Raw genomic sequence first — 25,694 nt, 5'->3', positions numbered from 1 at the left:
CGGGCGCGTTCCTTCACAGGGGTGGAGCTTTGACGTTATGGGAGAGACGTGAAATGACATTCTTGAGACAAGATACACGTCCGGTCAAAGTAGGTAATTTGACGATCGGCGGTAGCGACGAAGTAATCATTCAGAGTATGTGCACGACCAAGACAGCGGATGTTGCCGCGACGGTAGCTGAAATTCTCCGTCTCGAAGAAGCAGGCTGCCAAATGGTACGTGTTACCGTGAATAATGAGGAAGCGGCTGCTGCAATCAAGGAAATCAAGAAGCAGATTCATATTCCTCTTGTAGCTGATATTCATTTTAACTACAAGCTAGCGCTGCAAGCTATTGAGAACGGAATTGACAAGGTTCGTATTAATCCGGGCAACATCGGGCGCCGCGAGAAGGTTGAAGCTGTCGTCAACGCCTGTAAGGAGAAGGGAATCCCAATTCGTATCGGCGTAAATGCCGGATCTCTAGAGCAGCATTTGCTTGATAAATACGGCTATCCGACACCGGAAGCTATGGTAGAGAGCGCACTATTTCATATCGGGATTCTGGAGGAACTGGATTTCCACGACATTATCGTATCGCTGAAAGCTTCGGATGTGCCGATGGCGATTGAGGCCTATACGAAGGCGGCTGAAGTCATTCCGTATCCGCTACATCTTGGTATTACAGAAGCTGGCACCTTGTTCGCGGGAACCGTGAAAAGTGCGGCAGGGATCGGCGCGCTGCTCTCACGTGGGATCGGATCAACGCTGCGGATCTCGCTTAGTGCGGACCCGGTAGAAGAGGTTAAGGTAGCACGTGAGTTGCTGAAGTCATTTGGTCTCATTACCAATGCTCCTACACTTGTATCCTGCCCGACCTGTGGCCGACTGGATATCGATTTGTTCAGCATTGCTAACGAAGTAGAAGAATATCTCTCGAATCTGAAAGTGCCGATCAAGGTGTCGGTACTTGGATGTGCCGTCAATGGTCCTGGTGAAGCTCGTGAGGCGGATATCGGGATCGCTGGAGCTCGCGGCGAAGGAATGTTGTTCCGTTATGGGGAGATGGTTCGCAAGGTTCCGGAGGAGGAACTCGTCGCTGAGCTGAAGAAGGAGATCGACTATATCGCACAGGTTTTCGAAGAGACAGGAGAGATCCCTGGACGCAAAGAACATCAGGCCAAGATTGCTGCCAAGTTGAAAGCAAACGCTGGTGTATAAAATAAAATAGAGTCGTTTATTAACCGTAAGCTGCAGTATGCAGTTTACGGTTTTTGCTTTTCCCGACAATTTAGAGCCCATCTGCGTTTTATGACTGAGCGAAAGGGCAATACTATCCTTATAATGTAAGTTTAAAAAGGCTAGTTTTCAGCATCAAGAAGGTTAGATGTAGCTAAAGTGTGGGAGGCTTATTGATTATGGAACTAAGTGTCATTCTGATGTCCGTACAAATGTTTTTTGCGGTGGTGATCGGGCTTTACTTCTGGAATCAGCTACGCAGCCAGAAAGGTAATCGTAGTGCAGTTGATCGTGAATCGCGGAAAGAAATGGAGAAGCTACGCAAGCTGCGGGCGATTTCACTGACGAAACCGCTGGCTGAGCGGACAAGGCCTGCTTCATTAGGCGATATCGTCGGTCAGAAGGACGGCCTTCGCGCACTGAAAGCGGCGCTGTGCAGCGCGAATCCGCAACATGTGATTATCTATGGGCCGCCTGGAGTCGGCAAGACGGCTGCTGCTCGCGTTGTAATGGAAGAGGCTAAGAAGAATCCGGTCTCTCCCTTTAAAGTGGATGCCAAGTTTTTCGAAATCGATGCGACTATTGCTCGGTTTGATGAACGTGGTATTGCCGATCCGCTGATCGGTTCGGTTCATGATCCGATCTATCAAGGGGCAGGCGCCATGGGGGTTGCAGGCATTCCCCAGCCTAAGCCGGGAGCAGTCACGAAGGCGCATGGTGGAATATTGTTTATAGACGAGATTGGTGAATTACATTCGATGCAGATGAATAAACTGCTAAAAGTACTAGAGGATCGCAAGGTGTATCTGGAGAGTGCATATTATAGCTCTGAAGATTCGAATACACCTGCCTATATTCACGATATTTTTCAAAATGGTCTGCCTGCGGATTTCAGGCTGGTCGGGGCAACGACCCGTTCTCCGCAAGAGATTCCTCCGGCACTTAGGTCACGGTGTATGGAAATTTATTTCCGTCCGCTGTTGCCCGATGAGATCGCGCAAATCGCCGTCGAAGCGATCAAACGAATTGGCTTTCAACCTTGTCCGGAAGCCGTTGATGTAATTACGAAATACGCTACGAACGGGCGCGAAGCTGTTAATATGGTACAGCTAGCCGTGGGATTGGCGCTGACGGAGAAACGGGATCATCTGCTTGCTTCTGACCTGGAGTGGGTCGCTACGAGTAGTCAGTTAACGCCAAGACCAGAACGGAAGATTCCATCCCGCTCAGAGGTGGGTGTTGTGAATGGTCTGGCCGTTTACGGGCCGAACCAGGGCACCTTACTGGAGATCGAGGCAACCGCAATACCTGTTGAGAAAGGGCAAGGAAACTTCACGATCACGGGCGTTGTGGATGAGGAGGAGCTAGGAGGCGGGAGCAGAACACTGCGCCGTAAGAGCATGGCCAAGGGCTCGGTCGAGAATGTACTGACTGTAATGAAGCGAATCGGCCTTGATATCAGCAAGTATGATATTCATATCAACTTCCCAGGAGGAACGCCGATAGACGGTCCTTCCGCAGGGCTTGCCATCGCCACAGCTGTTGCTTCAGCCATCAAATCGATCCCGGTAGATCATCGGATCGCGATGACCGGGGAACTGGGTATCTACGGCAATGCCAAACCGGTCGGTGGTGTTGTCGCCAAGGTAGAGGCTGCCTTCCAGGCAGGAGCAACGACAGTTCTAATTCCGAAGGAGAACTGGCAATCCTTGTTTGAAGGCTTGGATGGGCTGAGAGTCATACCTGTTGAGTCAATCAATGAGGTATTCCAGCATGTATTCGGTCCAGAAATGCAGAAGGATTTGGGCCTAATTTCTGGGGAAGAGGAACTTTTCGCCCCTGCGCCATCGCCCGCGCCATTCCTTCATGCCGAATCGCCCACTCCGAACAGTTCAATGTGAATGTGAAGTACAACTTTTCCTCTTGGCGGCTGCCTTTGTGCAGCCGTTCTTCATTGGTGTTTTCATGTAACATTTGCTAAAATATGAATGATATCTTACGAGAACGACTGGAGGTGCGAAAGCGATGGGACCTCATAAAAACAAAGGCCGTCGTTTTCCTCTGTTGCCTTTACGTGGTTTACTCGTCTATCCAAGCATGGTACTGCATTTGGATGTTGGACGGGATAAATCCGTAAAAGCGCTGGAAAAAGCGATGGTTGACGACAATTTGATTCTCCTCTGTTCTCAATCCGAAGTGAACATTGAAGAACCGACGCAAGAAGATATATTTAGAATCGGCACGGTAGCAAAGGTCCGGCAAATGCTGAAGCTCCCCAATGGGACGATCAGAGTTCTAGTTGAAGGTACGGAACGTGCTGAAATTATGGAATATTTGGATATTGAAGAATATTACGAGGTCATTGCGGTCGAGAGACCAGAAATCGAGCCTTCGGAGCCTGAAGTGGATGCTCTCATGCGCACGGTGTTAACTCAATTCGAACATTATATTAACTTATCCAAAAAAGTAACACCCGAGACTTTAGCGGCAGTATCCGATATTGAGGAGGCTGGGCGGCTCGCTGATGTCATTACGAGCCACTTATCTCTCAAAATCAAGGATAAGCAGGAGATTCTCGAGACGATCGATGTAAGGGAACGTCTGGAGAAGCTGCTCGACATACTGAATAATGAGCGCGAGGTACTTGAGCTTGAACGGAAGATCAGCCAACGTGTTAAGAAGCAGATGGAGAAGACGCAAAAGGAATATTATCTGCGTGAGCAGATGAAGGCAATCCAGAAGGAACTTGGCGAGAAGGAAGGCCGTGCTGGGGAGGTAGAAGAGCTTCGCTCCCAGCTGGAAGCAAAGACGCTGCCGGATTCGGTGCGGGAGAAGACGCTCAAGGAGATAGACCGCCTCGAGAAAATGCCAATCAGCTCCGCCGAAGGTGGTGTGATTCGTAATTACGTCGATTGGCTGCTAAGTCTGCCTTGGGATCAGCAAAGTGAGGATGATCTGGATCTTGCTAAGGCAGAGCAGGTGCTTGACGAAGATCATTACGGTCTGGATAAGCCGAAGGAGCGGGTGCTTGAATATTTAGCGGTGCAAAAGCTCGTCAAGAAGCTGAAGGGCCCGATTCTATGCCTTGTTGGTCCGCCAGGGGTCGGGAAGACCTCACTGGCCCGTTCCATTGCCAGGTCGCTGGGACGCAAATTCGTACGCGTCTCTCAGGCGGCGTGCGTGATGAAGCAGAGATTCGCGGGCATCGAAGAACCTATGTCGGTGCAATGCCGGGTAGAATCATTCAAGGAATGAAGACGGCGGGGATGCTGAATCCGGTATTCTTGCTTGACGAGATCGACAAGATGGCCTCGGATTTCCGCGGTGATCCGTCGGCTGCCCTGCTGGAAGTGCTTGATCCGGAGCAGAACAACACCTTTAGCGATCACTTCATTGAAGTACCGTTTGATCTGTCCAACGTGATGTTCATTACGACGGCCAATGCAGTTCATAACATACCGCGGCCGCTGCTCGACCGGATGGAGATGTTGTTCATTCCAGGTTATACAGAGCTGGAGAAGTTGCAGATTGCGACGCGTTATCTTCTTCCGAAGCAGAAGCGAGAGCACGGGCTGGAGCCGGAGCAACTGCAGATCGATGAGTCCGCATTGCTGAAGACTGTCCGTGAATATACACGAGAGTCTGGAGTAAGAAATCTTGAGCAGCAGGTAGCGGCTCTATGCCGTAAGGCTGCCAAGAGAATCGTCTCTGAGGGGATCGAACGCTTGGAGATTACGGCGGATCAGGTCAAGGATTATTTGGGGATTCCTAAATTCCGTTATGGTGTGGCCGAGCTGGAGGATCAGGTTGGTATGGTGACTGGGCTGGCCTGGACTGAGGTTGGCGGAGAGACGCTGCTGATAGAAGTAACCGTTGTGCCTGGTAGTGGTAAGCTGATTCTGACCGGTAAGCTGGGCGATGTAATGAAAGAGTCCGCTCAAGCGGCCTTCAGTTATACCCGATCCAAAGCGGAAGAATTGGGGATTCCGACCGACTTCCATGAGAAGAATGATGTTCACATCCATATTCCAGAGGGAGCGATACCTAAGGATGGACCTTCGGCAGGAATTACGATTGCAACGGCTCTGATCTCTGCCCTAACCGGTCGTCATGTCTCTAAGGATATCGCGATGACTGGCGAGATTACTTTGCGGGGCCGGGTACTGCCAATCGGCGGATTGAAGGAGAAGTCTTTAGCGGCTCATCGGGCTGGTTACAAGAAGATACTGCTGCCTAAGGATAATGAACGCGATTTGCGTGATATTCCGGACAGCGTGAAGGAAGATATTGAATTTGTGCCTGTGGCGCATATGGATCAGGTCCTGAAACATGCGCTCGTTGAACGGCTGCAATAGAGAGGAAATTGAACGAATGAAAGTAACGAATGCAGAATTTGTGATCAGCGCTGTGGGCCCGAGTGGTTATCCTCAGGACGCCTTGCCAGAGATTGCTCTGGCAGGGCGTTCCAACGTGGGCAAATCGTCGCTTATTAACAAAATGATTAACCGTAAAAATTTGGCCCGAACGAGTTCGACGCCAGGGAAGACCCAGCATCTGAATTACTATCGGATTAATGAGGAGCTCTATTTTGTTGACCTGCCGGGATATGGCTATGCCAAAGTCTCTAAGACCCAGCGGCAAGCATGGGGAGCTATGATCGAGAAATATTTGCTTGAGCGTGAGACTCTACGTCTGATCCTGCTCGTAATCGATCTGAGACATCCGCCTAGCAAAGATGACGAGATGATGTATGATTGGCTCAAACACTTTGATTCGCCGGTGTGCGTCGTCGCCACGAAAGCGGACAAGATTCCACGTTCACGTTGGCAAAAGCATATCAAGATCATCAAGGAAGCACTCGTCATGCGCGGTGGCGATAAACTGATTATGTTCTCTTCTGAGACAGGAATCGGTAAAGACGAATTATGGGCACATATCGCGGAGTTCGCCCGTCCGAACGAGCCAGAAGCGGAGATTATCGAAGAATAAACGAATGCCATTTTCAACGGATTAAGAAGGGATTCGGAGAACACTCGGTAGGAAAGTGAGAATGTTGGGGATTTTTGCAGCTAAAAACTGCTTATTCCGGTTTTTTCTGAAATATGGCTGGAATTCACGGTTTAGTGGCTGAGCAAATTCTTTAGCGAGTAGTGTATAATTATTATAATCGTTAAAAGAATTGAGGAGATTTTTATGGCTCAGCGGTTAGCCACAGAATATGTTAATGCCAGTTTGCGTTTGTCAGAAGTCCAGATGTCACAGTTTGTTCATAAGGTCTATGATCCCCGTGTCCGTCAGAAAGTAAAAGTGCTTGAGAACGGAAGCCATGAGGTTGTACTTGAGGATGACGGGGGTGAAGAAGTCTGCTTACCTTTTGACCGTAGAGACGGATATTACGTCTGTGAACTGTCTTTCCGCTTGGAACAACCACGTTTAACGAATGTAATGAGACTTTTGTTCTCTGCTTTTAAGGGGTCTGGCCTTGTAACCAGAATTTTTAACGGATTCATGATGATGTATTATTATCAAGAAGGTCGCGTTCGTAAGATCGTGGAATATTCTCGGGATTCTTACAAGCTCGTGTTCGAGCACAAGGATGCGGAGGGTAATCTGCAGCAAATGTACCACAACAATGATGTGGAGCAGGAGATCAGCAGAATTCACGAGAGCATCAATGCTTTGCTTGATTCACGTTTTATAACGAATGACTCCGTGGTGGTTAATCAAATCGACGATCAGCTTCGCGAGCATTCGCGGCGGTTGTTCGCCTTGGAAGCTTAGAGTTTTCAAGGGGTATGATCATCTTTTTGACCTAGTCACCAACAGAATAGGAACCACATAAAGTACTAATGTAGGCTACCCTTAAATAGGGTAGCTTTTTTACAGGCTCCAACTGGGCACAGCTGTAAAAAAAAGTGTTGCATTTGTCTGAAATAGATGGTATTTTTAATCTCGTTGAAAACAATATAGGAACCAGGATTCACTCAGGACATGGAGATGTTGCGAGACATTTTTCCCTCGAGCAGTGAATGACGTAGGTCCTAGCGGATGAAATTTTTTCAAACATTTTATTCCTAGGAAGGGGGAACCGAAAGATGGAATATACTACTTTCGGAAGACACGTTGCTGTTGATACTTGGGGAGTAGATTTTGAGCTGCTGAATAATGCTGAGCTTCTTCAGGAGTATATGGTGGAAGCCGCCGAAGCTTGCGGTGCTACCATAATTTCTATGCAATCCAGACAATTTGAGCCTCAAGGTGCTACAGTGCTTGTATTACTGTCGGAAAGTCATCTCTCGATTCACACGTATCCTGAGAGAGGGTTTGCTGCAATTGATTGTTATACTTGTGGGGAGTGGGTTGATCCACAGTTAGCGGTCGATTACCTGGTATCCGTTCTGAAACCGGAGAAAACCTTTGCCAAGAAGTTGGTTCGCGGCATGGGCGAGATGGAAGTTGAAACGCCTGAGATCAATCAGGTGGAGTTCGTCTAAAGATAAATTTAATCCTGTTCTATAAAAATTAAAAATGGGAAATATAGAATAACCATGGGACATTTCCATGGTTATTTGTTTATTTGTGGAAATTCATAAATAATTCAAAAATATCCGATTAATTTACCGGGTGATAGACTGGCCCTGTGATATAATTAACATTGTTTGTATTGTAATCATGCTAAAAGTGAGAGTTTAAACTACCACTTAAAGTGTGTGTTTAAAAAGTCAGACTTTCAGCACCGAGAAGGTTGGATGAAACTAGGGACTGAGGAGCGGAGCGTACGTAGTTTGTACGTGAGCACCGGAAGGCCCGGTTGAATTCAAGATTCGATGTCGAATAGCTTCATGATTTACTTCGTGATCAAAGAGTGACTTTTTAAACTACCTCTCAAAGTCTTGTGAAGGCAGGTGGACTTCTATGCACATTGTCGTTGTCGGGCTAAATTATCGGACGGCACCTGTGGAGGTCAGAGAACGTTTTGCATTTTCAGAACAGGATATGCCGCAGGCGCTGTTGGAATTAACACGTACCAAAAGTGTAATGGAAGGAGTTATTCTCGCGACCTGCAACCGCACGGAAATCTATGTAGTTGTTGACCGACTGCATATGTGCGGATATTTCATTCGTAGTTTTATGGAGAAGTGGTTTGGTATTCCACGTGAGGAATTTACCGAGCATTTATATATGTATGAAGAGGATCAAGCGGTTCGGCATTTGTTCAGAGTAGCTAGTGGACTGGATTCTATGGTGCTTGGGGAGACACAGATTCTCGGACAGGTACGCAGTGCTTTTTTGCTTGCACAAAGTGAGAAGGCTACTGGAAAATGGTTCAATATGCTGTTCAAGCAGGCGATTACCCTCGGTAAACGCGCACATTCAGAGACTGCGATTGGTGAGAGTGCGGTCTCGGTTAGCTATGCGGCTGTGGAGCTTGGTAAGCGGGTGTTTGGCAGTTTCTCTGGCAAAAGGGTTCTCATCCTTGGCGCCGGGAAGATGAGTGAGCTGACCGCGAAGCATCTGAGCGGCGGAGGGACGGAAGAGGTGCTTGTTGCGAACCGAACCTTTGCTCGAGCACAGGAGCTAGCGAGTAAGTTCAACGGAACGCCGTGCACGATGCAGGATGCAATGAAGCGTTTATCTGAAGTAGATATACTGATTAGCTCTACCGGGGCTGAAGGCTATGTACTCACTTCGGCGCAGGTGACGAAGAGCATGGAGCTTCGTCCGGATCGTCCGTTATTCATTATTGATATTGCTGTACCACGGGATATCGAGCCGTCAATTGGAGATGTTCCGAATGTGTTCCTTTATGACATTGATGATCTGGAAGGGATCATTGAGAGTAATATGGAAATGCGGCGCGGCGAAGCTGTCATTATCGAACGGATGATAGAAGAGGAGATTGTTGCCTTTAACAGTTGGCTACAAACTTTGGGCGTTCAGCCTGTTATTCAAGCTCTACAGGAGAAATCATTCGCTATTCATGCAAGCACATTAGACAGCTTGTTCAATAAGCTCCCCGACTTAGACGAACGGGAGCGTAAAGTAATTACGCGTCTGACGAAGAGCATCGTCAATCAGATGATGCATGATCCAATCAAGCGACTCAAGGAAATGAGCGGAGAGGAGGACAGTCTGGCAGCGCTGGATATGTTCACCAAGATATTTGCACTAGAGGAGCAGCTTGAAGAGCAAAGCGCATCTATGGAGACGCCGACAGTGGAAGCCCCGGTTCCGGAGCCAATAACAATTAGCGTGGAAGTTAGTCCGGACAAGGTGCCAGTTCCAATGATGAAGGCTTCGGTCTAAACATTTTATAAATACAAAGTGCGTGTTTAAAAAGTCGGATTTTCAGCACCGAAGCATTTGCTTCCGATGTGCGCTTTTCCAAAATGCTTCAGTTGGATGAAGCTAGGGGACTTTTTAAATAACCTCTTAAAGAATGCTTTGCCCTGAGGCCATTGCTTTGATTCTCATTGCCACCGTACCATTTGCAGGTAGGAGAGTCATACAGATTGGCAACGGGGCTTGTTTTTTAATCGAAATAGACTTACAGGCTGAAACCTTAATCGCGAAAGCTCGATGGAAAAATGCAACAGGGTAGGTTATCCTATACTCATTACCATGTTTTACGCTTAAGTTAGTGGTTTTTCTTATCAAAAGTGGACTCGGGAGTAGGTGTTGGATACGATGGCACATTATATACCGATCATGCTTGATCTTCGAGGTTGTAAATGCCTTCTGGTTGGCGGTGGTCTTGTCGCCGAACGAAAGGTGGTAACATTACTGCCTTCCGGAGCCGAGATCCTGATCGTCAGTCCTAGACTTACACCAAAGCTTAAGCAGACTTGGCAGCAGGGGCAGATTACCTGGATCCAGCGCTGTTATCAAAAAGGTGATTTACAGGGATCATTTATGGTCTTTGCTACGACAGACCAGCCGTCCGTTAACGATCAGATTGCTGCTGAGGCCCAGGAACTAGGGATTATGATTAACCACTCCGGGGAGGGTGCACGGGGATCATTTATCTCACCGAGCTCTTTCAGACGAGGGGATCTAGTCGTTGCCGTCTCTACTTCCGGAGCAGCTCCAGAAGCGGCCAAGAGAGTATGTGCCGAGATCGAGGAGCAATTCGGAGATGAGCACGAAGAATATATCCGTTTTTTGTCATGGGCTAGACAGGTGATTAAGAAGCAAGTACATGATGTCTCCCGAAGGAGGCTATTATTTAAGAAATTGGCTGCGATCGATGTATTGAAAGAGATACGAACAGGGAAGTTCTCACTTAGCAGTGAGAACGACCTGATATCTTGGATAAATGTACAGCAGGAGGAGTAAGGAATGACGAAGCGTACGATAGTAGTCGGAACGAGACAGAGTCAATTAGCTCTGACCCAGACGGGACAGGTTATCGATGCCCTGGAGAAGCTTTGTGCTGAGCATGGGCTTCCGTTTATGTTTGAAATTCGCAAGATTGTGACGAAGGGCGATCGTATTCTGGATGTGACCCTGTCAAAAGTAGGCGGTAAAGGTCTGTTCGTCAAAGAGATCGAACAGGCTATGATTGACAAGGAGATAGACCTGGCTGTACATAGCATGAAAGATATGCCTTCTGAGCTTCCGGAAGGGCTTATTAATGGAGCTATTCCGCAGCGGGTTGAACCTAGGGATGCGCTAATCTCTAAAGATGGGCTTAGCTTGGAGGAACTGCCTTATGGCGCCAAAGTGGGGACGAGCAGCCTACGTCGTTCCAGTCAGCTTCGTGCGCTGAGGCCTGACTTACAGCTGGAGTCGGTTCGCGGCAATATTGATTCTCGCCTACGCAAGCTGGAGACAGAAGGCTTCGATGCAATTATTCTAGCAGCTGCTGGACTCAAGCGGATGGGCTGGGAAGATAAAATTACATCACTGCTTCCTGTTGATGCCTGTCTTCCGGCCGTTGGACAAGGGGCTCTTGGACTGGAGTGCCGTGAGGATGATACAGAACTCAAGGCTCTACTGTCTTTGTATAACGATCACATTACTTCGCTTACCGTAACCGCGGAACGGCGGTTCCTAGCCGTATTGAACGGAGGTTGTCAGGTTCCAATTGGGGCCTATGCCATCTGGAACGGTGGCGCTGACGGTGTTGCAGCTGGATCGGGCACAGGATTGATTACTTTGACCGGTATGGTTGGTGCACCTGACGGAAGCCAGATTCTAAAAGAAAGCCTTACCGGAGATGATCCGGTCCAGCTTGGGGAAGATGTTGCACAGAAGTTGAAATCACAAGGTGCAGATCGAATATTGGCCGCGGCCAGGGAGTGATGGAGGAATGGCTGGAGCAGGAAAGGTATATTTAGTTGGCGCAGGCCCAGGGGATGCGCGCTTAATTACGCTGAAAGGGCTTGAGTGCCTGGAGAAAGCGGACGTAGTCGTATATGATAGGCTGGCTAATCCCAGTCTATTGACGCGGATGAAGCGCGGCGCAGAGAAGATTTATGTGGGCAAGACGGTAAATAGACACACGATGAAGCAGGAAGAGATTAATCAGCTACTTGTTGATCTTGCACTATCGGGTAAAATCGTCGTTCGTCTAAAAGGCGGGGATCCAACGATCTTTGGCCGTGTTGGCGAGGAAGCCGGTTTGCTGAGGCAGCATAGAATTCCGTATGAGATCGTTCCGGGTATTACCGCAGCGATTGCTGTTCCAGCCTATGCGGGGATTCCCGTGACCCATCGAGATATTGCCTCATCCCTATCGATCATTACCGGACATGAAAGCCAGGACAAGCTGGATCAATCGATTGATTGGGCTAAGCTGACCCAAGCTACAGGTACACTCGTCTTTATGATGGGCTTGGCTAAGATTGGCTATATCGCTAATCAGTTGACTATCCACGGCAGACCACCGGAGACGCCGGTGGCCCTTATTCGATGGGGGACCCGCGCTGAGCAGGCTGTATTGATCGGTACGCTGGAAGATATCGAACAGAAGGTACTCGATTCAAGGTTCGAGCACGGCTGTGATCGTCGTCGGCGAAGCGGTGCGGCAGCGTGAACTGCTGAAGTGGGCCGAGGATATGCCTCTCTTCGGCACTAGGATTCTGGTGACCCGTTCTCGCTCACAGGCAAGCGAATTAGTGAAGCAGATCGAGGAACTGGGCGGGGAAACCTATGAATTCCCGGTCATTGAGACGGTGATGCCTGGTCCAGAAAGATGGACTGAGACAAGCAAGGCTCTAGAGGATTTAGGGCAGTACGACTGGGTATTCTTTACGAGCGTGAATGGGGTAGAGTATTTCTTCAGGCATCTGGACAGACTTGGAAAAGACATTCGCGCACTGCACGCCGCACGCATTGCCGCGGTTGGTCCAGCGACCAAGGAAGCGCTGCGCCGTTACGGAATTGCTGCTGAGGAGCTGCCTAGCCATTTTCAGGCGGAAGGTTTGTTCGAAGCTTTTGATCAGCAATTGCTGGCCAGCCAGAAAGTTCTTCTTCCCGTGGCAATCTGGCTCGCGCCTGGTTGACTGAGGTGCTTCAGGATAGAGGACTCAATGTAACGGATGCCGTAATGTACGAGACCGTACCGACTGGGGATGAAGACAATGAATTGCTTAATCTGCTGGAGCAAGGTGGAATTCATGCCGTCACTTTTACCAGCTCGTCGACCGTCACCAATTTCCTGGCAGCTCTGAGCAGGATGGGGGTACCTGATCCGGTTCAGGTACTTGAAGGTGCAGCAATTTGCTGTATCGGTCCTGTTACTGCCAAGACGGCACAGCAAGCCGGATTGAATGTGGCAGTGATTGCTGAGGAGTCCACGATTCCAAGTCTAGTAGCCGGGCTATGCGCCTGGAAGCAAAATTCAAGACATACGTTAACCTACTGATAGAACTAGGAGGAATTATATATGGCTTTTCCAATCGTAAGACATCGCCGTTTACGCCAATCCGCGTCTATTCGAGGCTTGGTGCGTGAGACTGTATTAACCGTGGATGATTTTATCCAACCGATCTTTGTTGTTCCTGGCAGCGGAATTAAGAATGAAATATCTTCGATGCCTGGGGTATATCAGTTCTCACTGGATACCTTGGAACAAGAAGTTAAGGAGATTGCCGAACTGGGAATCAGTGCGGTATTGCTGTTCGGTATACCGGAGTCCAAGGACAGTGTAGGCTCGGGAGCATACGCTGAGGACGGTATCGTGCAACAGGCTACACGCAAGATTAAATCGATGTATCCGGATCTGCTCGTTGTGGCTGATACTTGTTTGTGTGAATTCACAGATCATGGGCATTGCGGTATGGTACATACCTATGAGCGAGACGGCCATGTATGCGGCGATGTGCTGAATGATGAGTCGCTGGAATTGTTGGTTCGCACGGCGGTTTCCCAGGCTGAGGCAGGAGCAGACATTATAGCTCCATCTAACATGATGGATGGCTATGTCGCGGCGATTCGTACAGGTTTGGATGAAGCAGGCTTCAGCCAAGTGCCAATCATGGCTTATTCTGTAAAATATGCTTCTGCATTCTACGGCCCATTTCGTGAGGCGGCTGACTCTGCTCCTCAGTTCGGTGACCGCAAGACGTATCAGATGGATCCGGCCAATGTACGGGAAGCGCTACGCGAAGCTGAGTCCGATGTACTAGAGGGTGCAGATATGCTGATGGTGAAGCCGGCCCTGGCTTTCCTTGATGTACTTCGTGTCGTCCGTGATCAATTTGATCTTCCGCTTGTGGCTTACAATGTCAGCGGTGAGTATTCTCTTGTTAAAGCTGCAGCGATGCAGGGCTGGATTAACGAACGCGCGATTGTCACTGAGATGCTGCTTGGCATGAAGCGGGCGGGCGCGGATATCATCATTACGTATTTTGCCAAAGATGCTGCACGTTGGCTGCGTGAAGGTAAATAATTGATTCCAATAGATTATACCGAACAAGGTGAGGAGTGAAGCTGCAATGAATGAAATGCTAGGACGCAAGCAAGATGGACGTTCTTATACGGCTTTTGAGGAAGCGAAGCAATATTTGCCTGGAGGTGTAAATAGTCCGGTGCGGGCTTACAAGTCCGTCGGATTAACGCCGATCTATGCGGAGCATGCTTCCGGTTCAAGAGTATATGATATCGACGGCAACAGCTACATTGACTATGTGGGCTCCTGGGGTCCGCTCATTATGGGCCACGCTCATCCTGAAGTAGTGAAGGCACTCCAAGAAACTGCTGCCAAGGGTACGAGCTTCGGTATGCCTACATTGTTAGAGACAGCGATGGCGAAACTGGTAGTAGAACGTGTACCGTCAATCGATATCGTACGGATGGTTAACTCAGGTACCGAAGCGACGATGAGTGCTATCCGGCTAGCTCGGGGATACACAGGCAGAAGCAAAATTTTAAAATTCGAAGGTTCTTATCACGGTCATGCGGATAGTTTGTTGATCAAGGCTGGTTCTGGGGTAGCGACATTAGGCCTCCCGGACAGCCCGGGCGTTCCTGAAGGGGTTGCTTCTAATACGATTGCCGTGCCTTATAATGATCTGGAATCGGTTGAACTGGCATTCAAGCGCTTCGGTGAAGAAATTGCTGGTGTCATTGTAGAACCGGTAGCCGGTAATATGGGCGTTGTACCGCCACAGCCAGGCTTTCTAGAAGGTTTGCGCCGTCTGACGACAGAGTATGGCAGCGTGCTTATTTTTGATGAAGTAATGACCGGATTCCGTGTAGGATTGAACTGTGCGCAGGGGCGGTTTGGCATCACGCCAGATTTGACCTGTCTCGGTAAAGTGATCGGAGGCGGTTTGCCTGTCGGCGCCTATGGCGGTAAGAAAGAGATTATGGAGAAAATTGCTCCATCTGGTCCTATTTATCAAGCGGGAACACTGAGCGGGAACCCGCTCGCGATGACCGCAGGCTTCACGACATTGTCTCTCTGACTCCGGAAGTATATGATCGACTTGAGAGCTTGTCGGCCAAGTTAGAGGCAGGTTTTACGGCAAATGCGAAGGAACGTGGGCTTCCTTGCACGATCAATCGTGTTGGTTCGATGATGTGTCCCTTCCTGACAGAACAGACGGTTGTTAATTTTGAGACGGCTAAGACGAGTGACCTCGACCTATTCCGCCGCTACTTCGCCGCGCTTTCTGAGGAAGGAATTAATGTCGCGCCATCTCAATTCGAAGGCATGTTCATCTCAGGCGTGCATACGGATGAAGATATCGAGCTGACTATTGAAGCGCATCGCAATGCGCTGAAGCGGCTGTGAGTTTGAAGTCGGCAGGGCAGAGGCGGGGAGAATGGTTGGAACTAATGCCTGGCAAGCTACCGGTTCTGGAGAATGGCGGACGGTATGAAGCGGTTATGGCTTGGCTGGAAAATGAACTAGCAGCCCCGCCCAAACTATTAACGATGCTAGAAGCCGAGGACGGCATCAAGCTGGCGGGGGATCGCCTCCGTCTGCATTTGTTCCCGCCAAAGAGTCGTCTTTTGAACCCAAGGGCACGCTTCCGGCAATCTTGTATGAGGATGACTTCTGTCTCGTCGTACACAAGCCTGCCGGGGTTAAGGTTCATCCTGATGGAGAGAGCAATGAACCTACGTTGGCAAATCAAGTCTCTGCTATTTATGCGGAACGCGGAGAGAGAATCGCACCGCTGCATATTCATCGGCTGGATGAATATACGTCTGGACCTGTACTGTATGCGAAGAATGCTTATGCCCAGCTTAAGCTCGATGCGGCGATGGCACGGAAAGAGATCGCAAGGGTGTATGTTGCGTTGGTGCAAGGGATTGTCAGTCCTACTCTTAAGAGGATTGATGAGCCGATTGGACGAGATCGGCACCATAATCAGCGCCGGCGAGTCTCTCCATCCGGGCAAATCGCGGTTACGCATGTTGAACTAGTAGAGACACTGGATCAGACCAGTCTGGTTCGGCTGATGCTAGAGACTGGAAGAACTCATCAGATCCGTGTCCATTTGAGTTATGTCGGGCATCCTCTGCTTGGGGATGCTCTATATGGAGGTAGCACGAAGCTGATTCCCTACCAGGCGCTGCATGGCGAGAGCTTAACTTTCGCACATCCGCTTACGGGTGAGTTGATCCAGGTAGATGATCCTTGGCCACAGGAGTGGCTTCGACTACGCGAGCAGCTAACTAAATAAAAGAGTGTGAAGTGATTCTGAAGAGCAAGCCGGGAAATAGAAGGCATGCTCTTCCTTTTTTTGCATATAGATAGAACGAGCGAAGATTTGGACCATCCATCTTTAAGTACGAGTTCAAAAGGTCGGTTTTTTGAACGACCTCTTTATGGGGATGTGGGTCATTTTCAGATTTGCTAAAAAGGAGGTAGTGTTCTTGGTAGATCATTCCTACGGCCTGCGTTTTGATATTTACGAGCGCGTCCATCTGTCCGAAGATGTGATCGGTATCGAGGAACTGGAGGAGATTGAACTTTTCCCGAAAATCCAAGTATATCCCGGTGATGAATATGCGGCTCTGCGCGGTCATTTACTGTTGTCGGGCCTTTATCGTGGTGAGGGGGAGACTCAGCAACTGGAGCATTGGATCCCTGTTGAGATTACGATTCCGCTCAGTCGGGTTAACAAGCTGGAGGAGATCACGGTTGAAATCGATAATTTTGACGTTGATTTGCTTAGCGCTCGTAGCTTGAATATTACGGAGTTCTTTCTCTGCAGGGAATTGAGACGGCCACTATTCGTTCGGAGGCAGAAGAATGGATGGACAGGGAGTATGTTGCAGCACATGAACCCGTTCTAGGTGCAGAAGAAGAGAGAACGATTCAGGCGCAGCAAAATGATTACTCGTATCAGGTACCTGAAGTTTCAGAAGATCATTCGTATGCTGTACAGGAAGTTTTCTCAATTGCAGAGCAGTTCGGGGCTCGTGAGCAGCACGAAGAACAGAATGAAGAGGCGTTATCGTGGCTTGACTCTGCTCCTTTGTTGACGCCGACATTTACGACGGACAAGGGGCATGACGAAGAACGTCCATTGGAGACAGCGGAGTGGGAAGAATCAGAGGAGCCGGTTTCGGCGGTTTGGTCCGGAGATGAAGATCAAGTCTATACTTATTCCGAGCGAGTGGATGAGAAGGAAGCCGTTCTGGAGACAGACAACTATGTTGAGGCTGAAGCAGTAAATGTAACCGCGGACGCTGATGAGGCGGAAGCTATAGATGTTTTTGAGGAAAGTATTGAACATGAGAAGGAAGAGGTAGCCCCAGCTCAAGAAGAGAAGAAGGAGATGAAGGTCGCCTTTGGCAGTAAGAAGCAGGATGGCAAGGGTCACGATGAAGGCTTTGGCATCAGTAAGCTGTTACACAATCGTCCAGATAAGGATGGTAGTGTAGATTACTTCGAGGAAGCTGTCGTCATCCCGGATAAAGAAGAAGAGGAAGTTCGCTGGAAGAGCCTGTTCCTGGGTAATACCGAAGATCAAACTCCGTTCCGTAAGGTCCGCCTAGTTATCGTGCAACGGGAAGAGACGCTGGACGACATAGCGGAGCGTTACCAACTAAGCACGCGCGAACTGCAACTGTATAACCGTCTGTCCGAGCATAATGTAGCTGAAGGACAAGTGTTATATTTACCTTAATTCGTAATCATCTATTTAAGTTAAGTGAAGGACCATTCAGAGGGCTGTCCAGAGGACAATTTAGGCCCGATAAGGATGGTCCTTTTTGATAGGGTGAGCTAGCAACTTAGAAGGAAGTGGGCCAAATGTGCGTTTGTCATATTGACTCTCGGCCTCATCCAAGTTATGATGATATAGATTTACAAGGTTTTTCGTATTTTTAGACGCCCATAGTTATCAAAATGGGATTTTATGAACAAACTAATGAAAAGACTTGGAACGGGAAGAGTAGGAAGTGAGCCCTTCAGAGAGCGGAGTTGTAGCGCTGGAAGATTCCGCAGGATACTACTATCCGAAGTCGCCCGGGAGTCGTCCGTTTGAGCTGGTGAGGTCTCACCATTAGAACGGCAGGTCGCAGCCGTTATCTGTATAAGTGTCGCAAGCGATATAGCTATGCTTAATTGAAGCGCCTGGTGAATTCCGGCAGCTTGCGAAACAAAGGTGGTACCGCGAAAGATAAAGCCTTTCGTCCTTTGAGACGAGGGGCTTTTTGTGTTTTCTGCCGTCGCGAATGAATACAGGTTTCTTGAACTTGTTGGCCTGAGTTCGCCTAGGCTACGCTGAATTGTTAATGGAGGTTGAAGCAAAAATGACAGAAAACCAAGCACCACAAACTACGGCAGAAATGCCAACGACTTATGATCCGAAAGCAGCAGAGAACAAATGGTACCGTTACTGGATGGAGAACGAGTTCTTCAAAGCGGGCATGCGGCCAGAAGCCGAGCCTTTTACTATTGTAATTCCACCGCCTAACGTAACCGGTATGCTGCATATCGGACATGCGCTTGACTTCACGCTGCAAGATATTCTGATCCGTACCAAGCGGATGCAAGGTTATGATGCTTTATGGTTGCCAGGCTCTGACCATGCGGGAATCGCTACCCAGACCAAAGTGGAGCAGAAACTGCGTGAGCAAGGGATAAGCCGATATGATCTGGGCCGTGAGAAGTTCCTCGAGAAAGTATGGGATTGGAAGGAGCAGTATGCCAATACGATCCATGAACAATGGGCTAAAATGGGGCTGTCTCTTGACTATTCTCGCGAGCGCTTCACACTGGATGAAGGTCTGTCTCAGGCCGTACGCGAAGTATTCGTGAAGTTGTATGAAAAAGGCCTGATTTATAGAGGCAAATATATCATCAATTGGGATCCGGTTGCTCGTACGGCTTTGTCCGATATTGAAGTAGAGTACAAGGAAGTTAATGGACATTTGTATCATCTGCAATATCCACTTAAGGATGGAGACGGATATATTACTGTAGCGACCACACGTCCGGAGACGATGCTCGGTGATACAGCCGTTGCTGTTCATCCTAAGGACGAACGCTACAGCCATTTGATCGGTAAATCGCTTCTTCTGCCAATTGTTGACCGCGAAATTCCGATTATTGCCGATGAATATGTAGAGAAGGAATTTGGTAGTGGCGCTGTTAAGATCACTCCTGCCCATGATCCAAATGACTTCGAGGTAGGATTGCGTCATGATCTTCCGCAGATTACAGTGATGGACGAGAGCGGCCAGATGAATGATGCTGCTGGTAAGTATAAGGGCCTGGACCGCAGTGAATGTCGCAAGCAGATCGTTAAAGATTTGCAGGATATGGGTGTATTGATTAAGATTGAAGATCACCTGCATCAAGTGGGTCACAGCGAACGGACCGGAGCTGTTGTAGAACCTTATTTGTCGACTCAATGGTTCGTTAAAATGAAGCCGCTCGCTGATGCTGCGATCGCTGAACAAAGCTCGGGCAAAGGTGTAGAGTTTGTTCCAGATCGGTTCGAGAAGACTTACCTGCATTGGATCGAGAACGTTCGCGACTGGTGTATCTCCCGGCAGTTATGGTGGGGCACCGTATTCCGGCCTGGTATAGTGAAGAGACCGGAGAGATGGTTGTTGCTCGAAGTGAGGAAGAAGCTCGCGCTAAGTTGGGACGGGATGACCTCAAGCAGGATGAGGATGTACTTGATACATGGTTCAGCTCTGCATTGTGGCCATTCTCTACTCTAGGTTGGCCGAATGAGGAGAGCGAGGATTTCAAACGTTACTTCCCGACAGACGTACTAGTTACTGGATATGATATTATTTATTTCTGGGTAGCTCGTATGATCTTTACTTCGCTTGAGTTCACAGACAAAATGCCGTTTAAGCATGTATTGATGCACGGCCTTGTTCGGGATAGCGAAGGCAAGAAGATGTCCAAATCCCTGGGTAACGGGGTAGATCCGCTCGATATTATCGAGAGATACGGCGCTGATGCGATGCGCTACATGATCTCGACGGGTAGTACGCCTGGGCAGGACGTTCGCTTCCATTGGGAACGCGTAGAACAAGCGCGTAATTTCGCTAATAAGATCTGGAATGCTTCACGTTTCGCGCTGATGAACATGGAAGGAGTGTCCTATGAGGACATTGACATCAGTGGAGACCTTTCGACTTCAGATCGCTGGATTTTGCATCGTTTCAATGAGACGGCTCGGGATGTAACCCGTCTGATCGATTCTTATGAATTTGGCGAAACCGGCCGTGTATTGTACAATTTCATCTGGGATGATCTCTGCGACTGGTATATCGAATTCGCGAAGCTGAGCTTCTATGGGGAAGATGCGGCTGCCAAGCGTAAGACCCAATCGGTACTTGCTTATGTACTCGATCGTACGCTGAGACTTATCCATCCGTTTATGCCGTATATTTCCGAGGAAATATGGCAGCATTTGCCGCATAGTGGCGATACGATTACTTTGGCTGAGTGGCCTAAGTATGATCCTGCTCTGGAAGCACCGGATGCAGTTCAGGAAATGAATCTACTGATTGACATTATTCGCTCGGTTCGTAATATTCGTGCTGAAGTGAACGTGCCAATGAGCAAAAAGATCGAGCTGATCGTTAAGCCAGGCTCTTCTGAATTGCTCGACATCCTTAGCCGTAACGGGCACTATGTTCGCCGGTTCTGTAACACGTCTGACTACGAGGCTTCACTGAAGGTAGAGGCACCGGATAAAGCAATGACAGCGATTGTTACAGGTGCGGAATTATATCTGCCACTGGCCGGTCTGATCGATATCAGTCAGGAAATCGCTCGTCTGGAGAAGAAGTCGACCATTTGAATAAAGAAGTAGAGCGTGTGGAGAAGAAATTGTCCAATCAAGGCTTTGTCTCCAAAGCACCGGCCAAGGTGATTGAAGAAGAGCGCGCCAAGATGGATGATTACTCTGCCAAACGTGACAAGGTGCTTGCACGAATCAATGAATTAAGAGCATAGTGCCATTGCCTCTACGTCCTTGCAATAGAACAATCGGATTGTTATCAGAGGTAACAGTCCGATTGTTCTGCGCTGAGGCATAAGGATTTGGATCAGGGAACAGGCAATCCATAATTTTAACTATATGTTGTTCAAAAAGGTCGGTTTTCAGCACCGAGAAGATTGGATGAAAGAAAACCTACCTTTGAATCGCGGTCGCTCATCCATGAATTGGCCTCGATTGGTTTTCTTATCAAAAGCGAACTTTTTGAACTACCTAAATTATAGACGAAGGTGAATTTCATGGGGGCTCATACTGAGGAAGGAAACAAGCGGTTTCTGCAAGATTATAACGAAGCGGTAGAATGGATTAATGGGCTTATTGCGTTCGGGATCCGTCCGGGACTGGAGCGTATTGAGCTCTTGATGGAGCGTCTAGGGAGCCGCAGCGTAAGCTGAAATTTATCCATGTTGCAGGAACAAATGGTAAGGGTTCTTCGTGCGCTTTTCTGACATCTACGCTAATGAAGGCCGGTTTTGATGTAGGGACCTTTACTTCTCCTTATATCACTAAGTTTACGAACAGGTTTCAATTTAATGGTCAGGACATTCCAGAAGCTACTCTCGTATCGTTATCGAATCGAATTCTGCCTCTAGTAGAGGAAATCGCTGATTCGGAGCTAGGTTCGCCTACAATGTTCGAGGTAAGCACAGCGATTGCGATTTTATATTTTGCAGAAGAATGTTATCCTGATGTCGTAGTATGGGAGACAGGTCTCGGGGAAGGATGGATGTAACAAATATTGTTACGCCAATCGTCTCGCTGATCACGAATATCGGCATGGACCATACGGATGTATTGGGTGATACAATAGAACTGATCGCTAAGGAGAAGGCCGGGATCATTAAGCCAGGTGTTCCTGTTGTGAGCTGTGTAGAACAGCCGGAAGCGATCGAAGTTTTGCGCAAGACAGCTCAGGAGCAACGTTCTCCCTTATACTTACTTGGAGAACAGTTCAGCTATGAACGGCTAGAAGGCGATGATCATGAGCAGTCCATGAGTTTTCATGGTCCGTTCCGGGAGCTTGTGCTGAAACTTTCACTGCTTGGTGAACATCAATGCAAGAACGCGGCCGGGGTTATGATGGTGCTTGAGGTGCTTCGTCAGTATATGGCTTTTGTGCTTGAGGATGAAGCGATTCAGTCCGGCTTCCGCAGTACGGCTTGGGCGGGAAGATTGGAACTGGTGAACAGCGAGCCGCGAATTGTACTGGATGGGGCGCATAATCCGGAAGGAGCCCAGATGTTAGCCAGAAGCATTCCGGACATCTATAAGTATCGCAAGCTGAATTTGATGATGGGCATGCTGGCAAATAAGCATCATCGTGGCTACTTGGAGCATATATTACCAATAGTGGATACGCTTATTTTGACCGAGCCTGATTTTCGTAAGAAAATGGATGTGGAGGCGCTCCATGATCTTGTGGAGCAGCTTAAAGAAACGAAAGCAAAAGAAAACTTGGAAATTATCGTAGAACGCGACTGGAAAAAGGCTCTAGAGCTATTGATGTCGCGGACGGAACGGGAGGATTTGGGAGTGGTTACAGGTACGTTGTATATGATTTCTGACGTGCGCGCGACCCTCTTACATCACACCGATTCTGAAAAAGGCTGGTGACCATATTGTTAAATACTAGAGAACATGTACATTTTATAGGTATAGGCGGTTACGGAATGAGCGCCATCGCACGCGTAATGCTGGAGATGGGCTATACAGTGACCGGTTCAGATGTAGCTTCCCAGGAATTGATCGAGAAGCTGAAGGCGAAGGGGGCCAAAATCTATATCGGCCATACGGCCGAGCAAATTGACGGTGCCGATCTGGTTGTATATTCGACAGCCCTGCCGAAGGATAATGTTGAACGAGTCGAAGCACAGGAGCGGGGAATCCCGGTTCTGCATCGTTCACAAATGCTGGCGCGTCTGCTTAACGAGCGAACGGGTGTAGCGGTTGCCGGAGCGCACGGAAAGACAACGACTTCCTCGATGATCGCACTTACGATGGAGCATTGTGGAGTTGATCCAACATATATTATCGGCGGAGAAATCATGGATATCGGTACGAATGCTAAGGCAGGACAAGGAAACTACGTCGTTGCTGAGGCGGACGAGAGCGATGGCTCATTTCTTCAATATCATCCTTCGCTAGGCATTGTAACGAATATTGAGGCGGATCATCTTGAAAATTACGGCGGGGATTTCGGACGGTTGAAGGAAGCGTACGTACAATTCCTTAATCAGATTAAGCCGGACGGGGCAGCCATCGTTTGTGGCGACGACGATATTCTAGGTGAACTACTGCCTAAGTTGAACTGTAATATCATCACGTACGGAATTGACTCTGTCTGCGATTATAACGCTGAGGATATAGAGCTTGGCGATCGATATGTGTCGTATACAATGAAGCGTGGCGATGAGAAATTGGGAACCGTGGAACTGTCAGTTCCAGGTAAGCATAATGTGTATAACTCCATGGCAGCTGTTATTGTTTGTCTGGAAGCCGGAGTGCCATTTGCGGATATAGCTGGGGCTATTAAGCATTTCCATGGAGCTAAGCGTCGTTTTCAGGTGCTCGGCGACAGCAAGGACATTCTCATCATCGATGATTATGCGCATCATCCGACAGAGATCGAAGCGACGATTGCTGCTGCCAAGGCAACTGGCAAACGGATTATCGCTGTGTTCCAACCACAGCGTTATACGAGAACCTTCTTCCTGCTTGATGCCTTTAGTAGGGCCTTTGGCGGTGCAGATGAAGTAATCATTACCGATATCTATTCACCGGCAGGGGAGAAACAGATTGAAGGGGTAAATTCCTCGAAGCTGGTTGATTTAATTAAGGAGAACAGCAATGCCGGAGCGAGATATCTGCCCACCAAGCAAGATGTAATCGCTGATCTGGAGAACCGACTCCAACCTGGGGATCTTGTACTCACCATGGGAGCTGGCGATATCTGGAGAGTTGGCGACGAATTATCCAAGCGAATCTCCCAGTAGTTCCTTAGCATCTGACAATCGATTCGAAAGAAAGAACCTTCTTGTTCATGTGTGTTTCATATGAATATGAAGGTTTTTTTATATATGCCAGAACTCTATGTCCGTCTAAAAGATAGCTTACATCGTCTGAACTGTTTCTTTTTTTCGCAACTTGTCCTGCGGGGAGCATATATTCCAGTGTAGGGACATAAGGTATGTTAGGAGAATGGACAAGGAGCGTGCGGATCGTGAACAAGGCCAAAATGACCTTTCGGTTTGACAAGCAGGGCAAGGAGATCGTATCAGAAGAACCATTATACCAGGCATGGATTCATAGGGATGACAGACAATCGATTCATGCAGATATGGCGCAGGAAAACCATGAATTGGAGCAAAATGATGATCGACATGTTCAAGCTCCAGCGGTTCACACATCGATGGATCGCAATCTTGAAGATCAGACACCAGCGCCTCGTATCTCCGGAGCCTATCCAGCGGTGGGACAAGCTAATCCAGAGGTATCACACAAGACCGATTCAGAATACGACGAATACGAAGATTATGGCCTAGATCGCACACACGGGACGTACCGCACAGTCGAGACCATGATGGATTACGGTGACCCTTTCTCGGAATACACCGGAGCTGGGGGAGTCGTTGTTTCCTCTAGTTCTGTGAGACCTCCAAAAAATTCTTGGTGGAAGATGATCGGGTCGGTAACCGGAGCCATTGTGACCGGAGCGTTATTCGGTTTTGTGGTTCTATCTATCTTCAATCAGGAGATAACTCTACCGATTCCAGGCATTAGTGTACCGAAGCAGTCTGCAGCTGAGCAATCCACAGATATTCCTGTCATGGGACAGATCATTGAAGTTGATCAGGGTGATTCTAGCCAAAAGGAACTGCTGAATATCAATTTACCGGCTGGAACTTATTATTTCTTACAGTATGGTGTGTTCAGTACGGCTCAAGGTGTCGAGTTGGCTCAGAAAGAACTGCAATCGTCGGGGGTTGCAGCAGCAAGGGATACCGTAGATACCAAACGGGTGTATGCGGGAGTATCCGTAGACCGTGAACAGGCCAAGCTGCTGAGTAGCCAGCTTAAATCAGCGGGAGTCAATCTTATTTTGCATGAGCTAGCCTTACCGACTTCAGCCATGATGGAGTATGAGGGGGATATCAAGCCTCTTGAACAATATATGACACAAAGCGCTGAACTGGTGAAGCTACTTAGTACTTTTTCGGCTGCAAAATTAAGCGAGGTCGATCCGGGTCCACAGGGAGCGAACGAGATTGCAGAGCTAAGCCAGAAGCATCAGCTATGGACAGAGAGTGCGGCCAAGGTTCGTGGTCAAATATCCGCAAGTTCGGAAGCGATGACGGGCACAATGGAGAAGGCGATGAACAGCGCTATTGAAGCGTTGTCCGAATACAACAAGAAGCCTTCCAAATCGCTCTTATGGGAAGTGCAAAATGAACTGATGAACTTCATTCTAAGTGAGCAAGAATTGCTTAATAGTTAAAATAGCTGGAAAGCATAGGAATAATGATGATCCGGGCAGGAGAGGGAA

General features: G+C 48.5%; 13 protein-coding genes, 6 pseudogenes and 1 other annotated feature. All 19 genes and pseudogenes read left to right on the top strand.

The features are described 5' to 3' along the window. Nucleotides 1-53: 53 nt before the first annotated feature. On the top strand, nucleotides 54-1,199 hold the full coding sequence (gene ispG, locus RE628_RS23115) for a flavodoxin-dependent (E)-4-hydroxy-3-methylbut-2-enyl-diphosphate synthase (protein WP_309155333.1): 1,146 nt from the start codon (nucleotides 54-56) through the stop codon (nucleotides 1,197-1,199). 197 nt (nucleotides 1,200-1,396) lie between these two features. After that, nucleotides 1,397-3,118, top strand: coding sequence for an ATP-dependent protease LonB (gene lonB, locus RE628_RS23110; protein ID WP_309155330.1), 1,722 nt, complete (start codon nucleotides 1,397-1,399; stop codon nucleotides 3,116-3,118). 124 nt (nucleotides 3,119-3,242) lie between these two features. Beyond that, nucleotides 3,243-5,572: pseudogene (gene lon / locus RE628_RS23105) on the top strand (endopeptidase La). A 16-nt stretch (nucleotides 5,573-5,588) separates the two neighbouring features. Continuing rightward, complete coding sequence (gene yihA / locus RE628_RS23100; protein WP_309155328.1) at nucleotides 5,589-6,206, top strand: ribosome biogenesis GTP-binding protein YihA/YsxC; 618 nt, start codon at nucleotides 5,589-5,591, stop codon at nucleotides 6,204-6,206. Nucleotides 6,207-6,410: 204 nt separating this feature from the next. After that, the gene (locus RE628_RS23095) at nucleotides 6,411-6,998 is read left to right on the top strand and encodes a non-ribosomal peptide synthetase module (protein ID WP_309155326.1); all 588 of its coding nucleotides are present in this window, start codon (nucleotides 6,411-6,413) and stop codon (nucleotides 6,996-6,998) included. A 314-nt stretch (nucleotides 6,999-7,312) separates the two neighbouring features. Next, a complete protein-coding gene (gene speD / locus RE628_RS23090) occupies nucleotides 7,313-7,711 on the top strand; it encodes an adenosylmethionine decarboxylase (protein WP_309155324.1) in 399 nt (132 codons plus the stop codon). Between the two features lie 421 nt (nucleotides 7,712-8,132). Next, a complete protein-coding gene (hemA, locus tag RE628_RS23085) occupies nucleotides 8,133-9,524 on the top strand; it encodes a glutamyl-tRNA reductase (protein ID WP_309155322.1) in 1,392 nt (463 codons plus the stop codon). A 381-nt stretch (nucleotides 9,525-9,905) separates the two neighbouring features. Beyond that, nucleotides 9,906-10,553 carry a precorrin-2 dehydrogenase/sirohydrochlorin ferrochelatase family protein gene (locus RE628_RS23080; RefSeq protein WP_309155320.1) on the top strand — a complete coding sequence of 216 codons (648 nt, stop codon included), beginning with the start codon at nucleotides 9,906-9,908 and terminating at the stop codon, nucleotides 10,551-10,553. A gap of 3 nt (nucleotides 10,554-10,556) precedes the next feature. Next, complete coding sequence (hemC, locus tag RE628_RS23075; RefSeq protein ID WP_309155318.1) at nucleotides 10,557-11,522, top strand: hydroxymethylbilane synthase; 966 nt, start codon at nucleotides 10,557-10,559, stop codon at nucleotides 11,520-11,522. 7 nt (nucleotides 11,523-11,529) lie between these two features. Next, a pseudogene (gene cobA / locus RE628_RS23070) lies at nucleotides 11,530-13,086 on the top strand (uroporphyrinogen-III C-methyltransferase). A 21-nt stretch (nucleotides 13,087-13,107) separates the two neighbouring features. Then, entirely contained in the window at nucleotides 13,108-14,112 is a 1,005-nt protein-coding gene (gene hemB / locus RE628_RS23065) for a porphobilinogen synthase (protein ID WP_309155316.1), read from the top strand. Nucleotides 14,113-14,158: 46 nt separating this feature from the next. Further along, nucleotides 14,159-15,459, top strand: a pseudogene (gene hemL, locus RE628_RS23060) (glutamate-1-semialdehyde 2,1-aminomutase). Next, a pseudogene (locus RE628_RS23055) lies at nucleotides 15,456-16,357 on the top strand (RluA family pseudouridine synthase). Before hemL ends, RE628_RS23055 begins: the two co-directional pseudogenes overlap by 4 nt. 193 nt (nucleotides 16,358-16,550) lie before the next feature. Continuing rightward, nucleotides 16,551-16,973: a hypothetical protein gene (locus tag RE628_RS23050; protein ID WP_309155314.1), complete on the top strand. Its 423-nt coding sequence runs from the start codon at nucleotides 16,551-16,553 to the stop codon at nucleotides 16,971-16,973. After that, nucleotides 16,934-17,809, top strand: coding sequence for a LysM peptidoglycan-binding domain-containing protein (locus RE628_RS23045; RefSeq protein ID WP_309155313.1), 876 nt, complete (start codon nucleotides 16,934-16,936; stop codon nucleotides 17,807-17,809). The genes RE628_RS23050 and RE628_RS23045 overlap by 40 nt, the downstream gene beginning before the upstream one ends. A 245-nt stretch (nucleotides 17,810-18,054) precedes the next feature. Then, nucleotides 18,055-18,325, top strand: a binding site (T-box leader). Between the two features lie 112 nt (nucleotides 18,326-18,437). Beyond that, nucleotides 18,438-21,108 (top strand): annotated as a pseudogene (locus tag RE628_RS23040) (valine--tRNA ligase). 282 nt (nucleotides 21,109-21,390) lie between these two features. Further along, nucleotides 21,391-22,765, top strand: a pseudogene (locus tag RE628_RS23035) (bifunctional folylpolyglutamate synthase/dihydrofolate synthase). A 5-nt stretch (nucleotides 22,766-22,770) separates the two neighbouring features. Then, entirely contained in the window at nucleotides 22,771-24,144 is a 1,374-nt protein-coding gene (murC, locus tag RE628_RS23030; RefSeq protein ID WP_375142991.1) for a UDP-N-acetylmuramate--L-alanine ligase, read from the top strand. A 227-nt stretch (nucleotides 24,145-24,371) separates the two neighbouring features. Continuing rightward, entirely contained in the window at nucleotides 24,372-25,646 is a 1,275-nt protein-coding gene (locus RE628_RS23025) for an SPOR domain-containing protein (protein ID WP_309155311.1), read from the top strand. The last annotated feature ends 48 nt before the right edge of the window (nucleotides 25,647-25,694 follow it).

Origin of the sequence: Paenibacillus sp. D2_2 (assembly GCF_031199965.1) — a bacterium.
Classification (GTDB): domain Bacteria; phylum Bacillota; class Bacilli; order Paenibacillales; family Paenibacillaceae; genus Fontibacillus.
The sequence above is the reverse complement of the archived record's forward strand: the minus strand, read 5'-3'. Positions and strand labels throughout refer to the sequence as shown.